4 protein-coding genes are annotated in these 1,932 nt (G+C 30.9%); 3 read left to right on the top strand and 1 reads right to left on the bottom strand.

Annotated features, from left to right (window positions below; genetic code table 11):
- Positions 1-103: 103 nt before the first annotated feature.
- Genes Q0C22_RS00735 through Q0C22_RS00725 form a run of 3 tightly spaced genes read left to right on the top strand, consistent with a single transcriptional unit; the run spans position 104 to position 1,260 of the window.
- Positions 104-421 (top strand): DUF1874 domain-containing protein, encoded by a 318-nt coding sequence (locus tag Q0C22_RS00735; protein WP_291490177.1) that lies wholly within the window; start codon positions 104-106, stop codon positions 419-421.
- Between the two features lie 9 nt (positions 422-430).
- The gene (locus tag Q0C22_RS00730) at positions 431-1,012 is read left to right on the top strand and encodes an isochorismatase family protein (protein ID WP_291490176.1); all 582 of its coding nucleotides are present in this window, start codon (positions 431-433) and stop codon (positions 1,010-1,012) included.
- 14 nt (positions 1,013-1,026) lie between these two features.
- The gene (locus Q0C22_RS00725; protein WP_287006864.1) at positions 1,027-1,260 is read left to right on the top strand and encodes an EexN family lipoprotein; all 234 of its coding nucleotides are present in this window, start codon (positions 1,027-1,029) and stop codon (positions 1,258-1,260) included.
- On the opposite strand, the gene Q0C22_RS00720 is transcribed toward Q0C22_RS00725, so the two are convergent.
- A partial coding sequence (locus Q0C22_RS00720; protein ID WP_291490175.1) for a VIT1/CCC1 transporter family protein occupies positions 1,228-1,932 on the bottom strand: 705 nt, incomplete at its 5' end. The genes Q0C22_RS00725 and Q0C22_RS00720 overlap by 33 nt on opposite strands.

Genomic DNA, 1,932 nt, shown 5'->3' with positions numbered 1-1,932 from the left:
CAAATTTGTAACATTTTATTTAAAAAAGTATATTTTGTAAAGCAAAATTTAAAAAATTTTTTTAATATTGAATATTTTGCAAAATTTGTTATTATAAACCATTATGGTATATGTGCTAAATGGCCCTATTTTAACAGATTTTGGGCTGTATAGATACAAAAAAATAAGCATTTTGCAAGCAAAGAAAATCTTAAATAAAAATGTGTTTGTGTCAGCTATAGGTCATGAAGCAACAGCAATATTTTTAAGTGAACTTTTAGAGCTTGATATTAAATATAACCGCATAACAATTAAAATGAAACAGGGAGATTTAGCTATAGTATTTCATTTGCTTACAAGGCTTAAAGAAGGCCAGGTGTTGAATATAAAAGAATTGTGCAGTAAAGATTATACATTAGGTATTTTAAAAAGACTGGAGTAGGTGATTGCCTTGAAGGTATCAATTACAAGCAAAGATGCGTTGATTTTAGTAGACATTCAAAACGATTTTTGTGTGGGCAGTTTAGCTGTACCAAATGCCTGTGATATTATCAAATTTGCCAATTCTTATATAGAGTTTTTTGAAAAAAACAATAGACCTGTTTTTGCCACAAGAGATTGGCATCCAAAAAATCATTCGTCTTTTAAAGAATTTGGAGGTATATGGCCTATTCATTGTATTCAAAATACAGATGGATCAATGTTTTATAAAGATTTAAGGTTACCAAATGACACACTTATTATTTCAAAAGGAACAAATCCAGATAAAGACGCATATTCTGGTTTTGATGGTACAGACCTTAATGATAAATTAAAGAATTTAAATATTAAGCGATTATTTGTGGGTGGACTTGCTACGGATTATTGTGTAAAAGCAACAATTTTGGATGCGCTTTCTTTTAACTATACTACATTTTTTTTGCACGATGCTTCAAAGGCTGTAAATTTAAAACCAGATGATGAAGTATTGTCTATCAATGAAATGCTAAAAGCGGGCGCTATTTTAATTGATTTCAATGATTTAGTCCAATAATTTTAGGTGATTTCATGACAAAAAAAATTAAGATACTTTTGCTTTTTTTTGTACCATTTTTACTTAGTGCGTGTCATCAATATCATTCTAAAGAATATTACTTATCACATCCTAAAAAATGCGTTGAAAGACTTCACTATTGCAAACAAAACTACGGCACAATTATGTACGAAAATCAAGATTGTAAAAACGCATACGAAGCTTATATTGAGCTATCACACGCTAACATGAAACAGAATTTGCATTAATTTACCAAATCCAAACGAAAATGCAGCGGCAAAAAAAGATGAGGTTACCATTTCAAATACTTTTTTTCTTATAGAAATACCTGATACTATTGAAACAACTGTACCAACGCTAGATAAAGCTAAAAATGCAAGCAATATTGAAAAAGGCAACGCGCTCATTGAGGTTTTAAAGATAAAAAAGGGTGTAACGGGAAACAGTACGCCAATCAAATATGCTATAGCTGTAAAAAAACCTGATTTCAATTCATTTTCTTCTACTTCCTGAGTTAAAAATTTTGATAAATCAGTATTTGAGTCCTGGAGTTTTTTAGTAATCTCAGTAGCTATATTTTCATCTATGTTTGAGTCAATAAGATCTTGTTTTAATACTTCAATTGCACGCTTTGGCGCAACGCTAAACAACATCTCATTTCTTTCATTTTTGCTTTGAGCAATTTGTCTTTGGGATCTAACGGATATAAATGCGCCAATACCCATGGAAAGTGCTCCGGCAATGCCCACAATTGAACCGCTTATTCCAACCAAAAAAGGATTGGCAAAGTACACAGCACTAAGTCCTGCAACTGTACCCAAAATTTCAACAATGCCGTCATTCATTCCCAGTATAAAATCCCTTACATTGTTTGCGCCAAATTTTTTTGATTCTTTATTAAATATACTTTCATGCTCAAT

The organism is Desulfurella sp. (genome assembly GCF_023256235.1).
Taxonomy (GTDB): Bacteria; Campylobacterota_A; Desulfurellia; order Desulfurellales; family Desulfurellaceae; genus Desulfurella.
The sequence above is the reverse complement of the archived record's forward strand: the minus strand, read 5'-3'. Positions and strand labels throughout refer to the sequence as shown.